The organism is Microvirga soli, from assembly GCF_016734765.1.
Taxonomy (GTDB): domain Bacteria; phylum Pseudomonadota; class Alphaproteobacteria; order Rhizobiales; family Beijerinckiaceae; genus Microvirga; species Microvirga soli.
In genome coordinates this window covers 1-6,483 of record NZ_JAERQE010000105.1, presented here as the reverse complement: position 1 = coordinate 6,483, position 6,483 = coordinate 1, and the positions used below count along the sequence as shown (strand labels likewise).

Here is a 6,483-nt window from a genome sequence, read left to right as displayed (position 1 = left end):
AGGCCGAATACATTGATGCAGCTCTCACGTTCGTCCGTCCGCCAACATCATCTTGCGACGCACGGCCGGACCATACAAACTGGCACGTGCTGGCCATTTGCTTTGTGGTTGCTTAAGCCTCAGGTCCGGACCTTGCTCGTTAACATGCAGTTAGGCACTGAGGCGGCTCATCGGGGAGCCGCCTCAGACAGTTAGATCTCAACCTGCTCCGCAATCAGAAGAGCATCGTCGACATCGATGCCGAGATACCGCACCGTACTCTCGATCTTGGTGTGGCCGAGCAGAAGCTGAACGGCCCGGAGATTGCCTGTCCTTCGATAGATCATCGACGCTTTGGTGCGCCGCAGTGAGTGCGTACCATAGGCCAGAGGATCGAGGCCAATCGCGCGAAGCCAGGATCCGAGTAGGCGGGCGTACTGTCGCGTTGTCATGGGCTTTTGCCGATTGATCCGGCTTGGAAACAGTGGCTCGCCTTTATGCAGGTTCTTCTTCTCGAGCCAGCGCCCCACAGCCTCTCGGGTCTGCTCCGAAATCTCGAACTGAACAGGCTGCCCTGTTTTCCGCTGAATCACGGTCGCCCGGGACCGCACCCGCCCATTGAGTGCCACATCATCGACCCGGAGCGCGACTAGGTCACAAGCTCGCAGCTTGCTGTCGAGGGCCAGGTTGAACAAGGCAAGGTCGCGGACGCGGCGCGCAAGTTGGAGCCTGACCCGAATGGACCAGATCTCCTTAGGCTTCAGAGGCGGCTTGGGTCCGATCAGCTTGCCCCAGTTCCAAGGTGTGATGGTTCGGCAGGGGTGGTCAGCGATAGTGTCTTGCATTGCAGTGCTCCTGAAGCAAAGCCCCCCGCGATGAACCTTGGCCTTACGCGCTGGCAGAAAACCCAGGGTCAACAAGACGTCCCCTTCATTTCAGCCAATCTCCTGCTTTGTTCTGAGGGCGAAGCTCCCAATCGTCTCCTGCACTACATGAGGAGTGCATAGTCCCGTCTGCTCGCCCTTGCCCTCGCACTTTTGCTTTAAGGCAAAATTTCCTCAGTTCGTGTAGACTCGATGCATGCCTGGCCTAAACTCCATCCCCAGCCCGCTCCGCTCTGAGCGCATCCACACCGATCTCGTTCGGCTGCTCTATACAGCCCTGCCTCAGGTCGCATCGGTGACAATCGGTGTCGTCGTCGGGGCTTGGCTGATGGCGTGGCGCACCGGGTCCGGTTGGGATTGGCTGCTGGCTTGGCTGTCGATCGTCATGGCGGTGATCCGGCTGGGGCTCCTTGCGGCCTTTTATCAGTCCGGAGCCGACAAGGATCTCTCGCCCGCAGCCGCGAGGCGATGGGAGTGCGCCTACGGCGCAGGCTCGCTCCTGATGGCAGCCGTGATCGCGGGAATGTCGCTCCGGGCCCTGTCGGGAGCCGATGCTGGGGTCCAGTTGCTCTGCCTTGGGCTCACAATGGCGAGCTGCGCCGGGCAATCGTCGACGCGGGTTGCGTGTCGGGCCTGGATCCCGATCAGCACCGGCAGCGTCGTCCTGGTCGCCTTTGCCGCCGGCTGTCTCCTACATCCTGACACGAGCTACCAGATCGTTGGTGGTTTGCTCCTGCTTTACGGGTACAGCCACATCGAGGCATGTCGCCACGGCGCCCAGACCATCGTGGCCCTGCATCGCGCCCAGCGCAGCCTCGCCCGCCGTGCCGCGCATGATGATCTCACGGGGCTTCCAAACCGAGCCGCCTTTCGCGAATGCCTGTCCAAGGCATCCGAGCACCTGACGCGCCACAGGCAGAAGTACGCGGTCCTCGCCTTGGATCTCGATGGGTTCAAGCACGTGAACGATGCCTATGGCCATGCCATGGGTGACGAACTCCTTCGCCAGATCGCCCATCGGATGCGCCACGCGCTCCGCGAGGGCGATGTGGTCGCCAGGCTTGGGGGCGACGAGTTCGCGGTGCTGCAAATGCCTGCTACGGAGCGGGAGGCTGCCGTTCGGTTGGCCGAGCGTCTCATCGCGGAGGTCAGCGTACCCTACTGCATTGAAGGGCGGTCGATCGGCATCAACGTCTCTGTCGGCATTGCTCTCGCTCCGGAGTGCGGTGACGGAGAGGCTCTTCTGCGCGCCGCCGATGAGGCAAGCTACGAGGCCAAAAGAGCCGGCAAGGGGCTGTACCGTCTTGCCAGCCCCAGCCGTCAGTGGCCGCTCACGGCATAGGGATTCCTGCCGCTGGGCACGACGGGGATCAAACCAAGTGTCCACAGGAGCAGCGTGAAGCCGACCTTCATGTGGTCTGCTCTGCCTTACACTGTGCCCCGTTGCAGACTTTCGATGTTTGGTAGTGGGGACGGCGCGAATCCAATGGCTCTGGGGAGGTGCAAGATCGTTCGCCACCCAGTAGCGGATCCAGACCATGCCGCCTGACACGGTTTCCGTAGCCAAGTGCCAAAGTGACCGGCCTGCTGCGGGCTTCTCATCGGCGCCTCCGACATACTCAAAGATGACCAGGGCCCGCCATCGTTGGAGGGTTCTGGGTCGAGCACGGTGCTTGCTTGGGCGCTCTGACACGCAGCCTTGAGCTCAGGCCACCAGGCAAAGCTCGTGGTGCTCGAACAGCGGGATTGGCATCGCCGGCGCTACGGGATCCGGGCTCCATTCGATGCTCAGCAGGCGCAAGGCCGCTTTCACCTCCGGCAGACGCGGCGGCTCGCCTTCGGGCATGCCATCGGCGAGCGCCAGGTCGAGGAGGTACTCGTCCCAGGCCCAGCGCCACAGGATCTCACGCTTGCAATCAATGGTGAGACGGCGATGGCGCACCACATCGTCGGGTGACGCGAACACGGACGCGGGGGCCACCAGGGCGCGATCCAGGCCGGGCAGGGTATGGACTTCGCGTCGACGAGCGTTGGCATGAAGCCAAGGCAACCAGATGATGGGGCTTGGGGCGCGCGGGACGGAGGGCTCGGTTCTCATCACACGGCCCGTCAACTATGGCTGTAGTCCAGCACCCTGAGGGCATCGAGGATGTCGTCGATCACAACCACTGCGCCGGACCCGGGGATCTGCCGCCATCCAGGTCGGCCTTCGACCGAACAGGCGTCGGACGCCCATTCGGCCAGCAAGGCCCGCTTCTCGCCTCGCGACAGGAGGGCATGCCCGAGGACCTGGTGCGGATGGGTGAAAGAGTGACTGGGTCTGTGACGGGGAAACGTAAGCTCGCTCGCGATGTCGTCTCTGAAGGTCTGTTGCATGGATCCCTCCTGAGTTCTGCAAACGGTCCAGCCTCGGGCAGGAGGCGCCCGAGGCTATGTGCGGCTGGCTCGATTACGCGGCCTTGGTCTTCTGCGGCTCGTGCTCGATTTGCTTCGCGTTGTCCTGCGCCATCACAGGCTGAGTGTTGGTGGCGATCTCGATCCGGCGGGGCTTCAGGGCTTCGGGCACCTCGCGTACTAGGTCGACTGTGAGCAGCCCATTCTCCAGGCTCGCGCCCTTTACCTTCACGTGGTCGGCGAGGTTGAACGTCTGCTTGAAGGCGCGGGTGGCGATGCCGCGATGCAGGTACTGCTTGTCGTCCTCGGACCCCTTGTGTCCGGTCACCAGCAGGGCGGAGCCGTGCTGGGTGAGCTCGATCTCGTCCGGGGAGAAACCGGCCACCGCCATTGTGATCCGGTACTGGTCGTCACCAGCCTTCTCGATATTGTAAGGCGGCCAATTAGTCATGGGCTCGAGCCGGGCGGTCTGATCGAGCATGTCGAACAGCCGGTCGAAGCCAACCGTGGAGCGGTACAGGGGAGAAATGTCGAAGGTTCTCATAGCCACATCCTCTTGTGAGCAACATGGATCCGAGAGCGCCGGACACCGCCGGCGCCCGTGTGCCAAGCTCGTCTGAGCCTTGGCGCTCATCAAGTTAGGAACGGGATTTTACGTCGTCAAGACCTTCGGCTCTACCGACACAACGCTGTCTACTTCCTGCTTTTTGGATCACTCAGGCGCAATCGCACAGCCCATCGAGATCCTTCGGCCGGTATGGTTAAAGCGGATACACTCTTGGCTATAGCGCAGCCACCCGAGAGCCCTGGCCCGAGGGCGCTGGAGTAAAAGTCCACGGTTCCGGTTCAGTGGGGTTCAACGCTCGCCACTAAGCATTTCAGCCCATGGTTTCTGTCGCAACGTCAGATGCCAGACAGGCCTTTATGCAATCCTCGCGAACAACGGCAAATGGCATGAAGCCGAAGTAGACCGAGAGTCCGTAGTCGTAGAGGTAAGCGGACAATCACACGTCCACTCCTAAAGGCTCAGTTTGACCCAAAGCAGCCTTCTACATTTACGTGGCACTTGTCAGCGTCTTCCGACTGGCGCCGCAAGACCTGAGGTTTGCAGCTCTCCGCGACCTACTGGGTTCGCATGAGCCTTGCCCTTAGAAGTAGCAAAGGCACCATGCTACACTGTGCCGGTCCGTATTCTCGTGCGATGCAGGAGCATGGCCGTGCCTCAGAGGGTTGTCGAGCGTCGGCTCGCCGCGATCATGATGACCGACATTGTCGGCTACAGCCGCCTGATGGGCTTGGATGATGTGGCCACCTTGCAGACCATGGACGACCTCAGGAGGTCTGTCATTGATCCGGCTGTGGTCCGTCATCATGGCCGGATCGTCAAAACCATCGGGGATGGTCTTCTTGTTGAGTTCGCCAGCGTCATCGATGCTGTAGCCTGCGCGCTGGCCATCCAGCAGGGCTCGATATCGCGCAACACGGCGCATCCGGATCAACCATCGCTCTTGCTGCGGGTTGGGATCAACCTTGGGGAAGTGGTCGTCCAGGACGGCGACCTCTTTGGTGAAGGGGTCAACGTTGCAGCCCGCCTGGAGCGCCTGAGCGAGCCCGGCGGGATCTGTCTGACCCGCGAGGTACGTGATCACCTCCAGGACAGGTTCAACTTACCCTTCGCTGATCTCGGCGAGCAGAGCCTCAAGAACATTGCCCGTCCGGTGCATGTCTTCGGCATCTCCCCCGAGGTGCTCGCAAGCCTGCCGAAGGAGGCTTCAGGCGAGACCGGACCTTTGACGTCTCAGATGGGCTCGACCTCAATGGGATTTCAGGCCCTGCCGCCCCGCTTGTTCCTCATGGTGCTGCCCTTCACGGCGACGTCCAATGAGCCTGATCAGGCCCACTTTGCTGAAGGCATCACTGAGACCCTCACCACCGATCTCTCCCGCATCCGACGCTCCTTCGTGATCGCGCCATCAACGGCCAGGGTGTACCAGGACCAGCAGATGGATCTTCAGCAGGTCGGTCGCGATCTCGGGGTGCGCTACATGCTGAGGGGCAGCATTCAAACAAGCGGTTCACGGCTGCGGGTGAATGCTCAACTGCTCGACAGCCAAACCGGCTCCCACGCTTGGTCAGAGCGCTTCGACGGTGACAGCTCCGATCTGTTTGGCCTTCAGGACCAGATCACCGGCCGGATCGCCAACTCCATTGATCGGGAGATCACGGTTGCAGCCGTGCGGGACAGTGAGGCACGCAGGATGGCACCCGATGCCGTCGACTTTCTCATGCGGGGCATTGCAGCATCCTATGGTCCACAGTCGCTGCAAAGTGTCCAGCAGCAGGAGGCCTTCTTCCGGCAGGCCACCGCGCTTGATCCCAGCAACAGCGAGGCCCTGGCCCGTCTTGCCTGGTCCATTCTGATGCAGGAGCTGCCGCTGCAACATTCCCGCTCAACCGAGATCAGCCAGGATCGGGTGAGAGAGGCTGCTGAGGCGGCTCGGACCGCTCTGATGCATGACCCTGACAGCGCCCGCGCTCACTTGGCGTTGGCCATCGTCCACCGCCTTCAGGGTGACCCGAAGGGCATGGCTCTTGAGAGCGAGACAGCCGTTGCGCTCGACCGCAATCTTGCTAATGCGCACACAAGTTGGGCCATGGCTCTGATCTGGCTGGGACGACCCCGTGAAGGTTTGCTGGCGGTAGAGCAGGCGATGCGCCTGGACCCCCGTAGCCCGGATTTCGGTGTCTTCCTGTCGGTCCTGGGGCGAGCTCAGTTGCTCCTTGGAAACCTTGAGGCTGCCGCCGATTGCTTTGCCAAGGCTCAACTGCTGCCTTCCAGTCTCCCGAACGTCCATGCCGGAGCGGCCATGGTCCACGCGCTTCTGGGCGACTTGGACGCCGCCCGTGCGGCTGCAAGGCAGGCTCTCGCCTCGGCGTCGGACTTCAGAATGTCCTACAGTGCTTTCGCCCCGTTGGCACAATCACCGGATCTGTACCAGAAACTGTACAGCGAGGTCATTCTCCCGGCAGCCAAGCAAGCGGACCTTCCCGTTTAAGCGTAAGAGCGCAGTCGGGAACTTGGGACGTCTCCTCGTGGCAGATTTCGTTGAAAAACCCCCGGGCGCTGCCGGGTCCGTCTATTACTAGCGTCGTCGTCCGTGAAGAATCCCGATCTCGTTGAGACGATTGGGATATCAGGCGCATCACCGCCTTCGATTTTGCAGGA

General features: G+C 61.7%; 6 protein-coding genes. 2 read left to right on the top strand and 4 right to left on the bottom strand.

Annotation, left to right across the window (positions count from 1 at the left end; all coding sequences use genetic code 11):
• Positions 1 to 191: 191 nt before the first annotated feature.
• Entirely contained in the window at positions 192 to 824 is a 633-nt protein-coding gene (locus JKL45_RS29030) for a tyrosine-type recombinase/integrase (RefSeq protein WP_201865241.1), read from the bottom strand.
• A 235-nt stretch (positions 825 to 1,059) separates the two neighbouring features.
• Between JKL45_RS29030 and JKL45_RS29025 the strand changes: the two genes are divergently transcribed.
• Positions 1,060 to 2,205 carry a GGDEF domain-containing protein gene (locus tag JKL45_RS29025; RefSeq protein WP_201865240.1) on the top strand — a complete coding sequence of 382 codons (1,146 nt, stop codon included), beginning with the start codon at positions 1,060 to 1,062 and terminating at the stop codon, positions 2,203 to 2,205.
• A 363-nt stretch (positions 2,206 to 2,568) separates the two neighbouring features.
• On the opposite strand, the gene JKL45_RS29020 is transcribed toward JKL45_RS29025, so the two are convergent.
• The 3 genes from JKL45_RS29020 to JKL45_RS29010 form a co-directional block, all read right to left on the bottom strand.
• The gene (locus tag JKL45_RS29020) at positions 2,569 to 2,961 is read right to left on the bottom strand and encodes a hypothetical protein (RefSeq protein ID WP_201865239.1); all 393 of its coding nucleotides are present in this window, start codon (positions 2,959 to 2,961) and stop codon (positions 2,569 to 2,571) included.
• A gap of 11 nt (positions 2,962 to 2,972) precedes the next feature.
• On the bottom strand, positions 2,973 to 3,239 hold the full coding sequence (locus JKL45_RS29015; protein WP_190847935.1) for a hypothetical protein: 267 nt from the start codon (positions 3,237 to 3,239) through the stop codon (positions 2,973 to 2,975).
• Between the two features lie 73 nt (positions 3,240 to 3,312).
• Positions 3,313 to 3,801 carry an Hsp20 family protein gene (locus JKL45_RS29010; RefSeq protein ID WP_201865238.1) on the bottom strand — a complete coding sequence of 163 codons (489 nt, stop codon included), beginning with the start codon at positions 3,799 to 3,801 and terminating at the stop codon, positions 3,313 to 3,315.
• 673 nt (positions 3,802 to 4,474) lie between these two features.
• Here JKL45_RS29010 and JKL45_RS29005 point away from each other — a divergent pair.
• Entirely contained in the window at positions 4,475 to 6,313 is a 1,839-nt protein-coding gene (locus JKL45_RS29005) for an adenylate/guanylate cyclase domain-containing protein (protein ID WP_201865237.1), read from the top strand.
• Positions 6,314 to 6,483 lie beyond the last annotated feature (170 nt).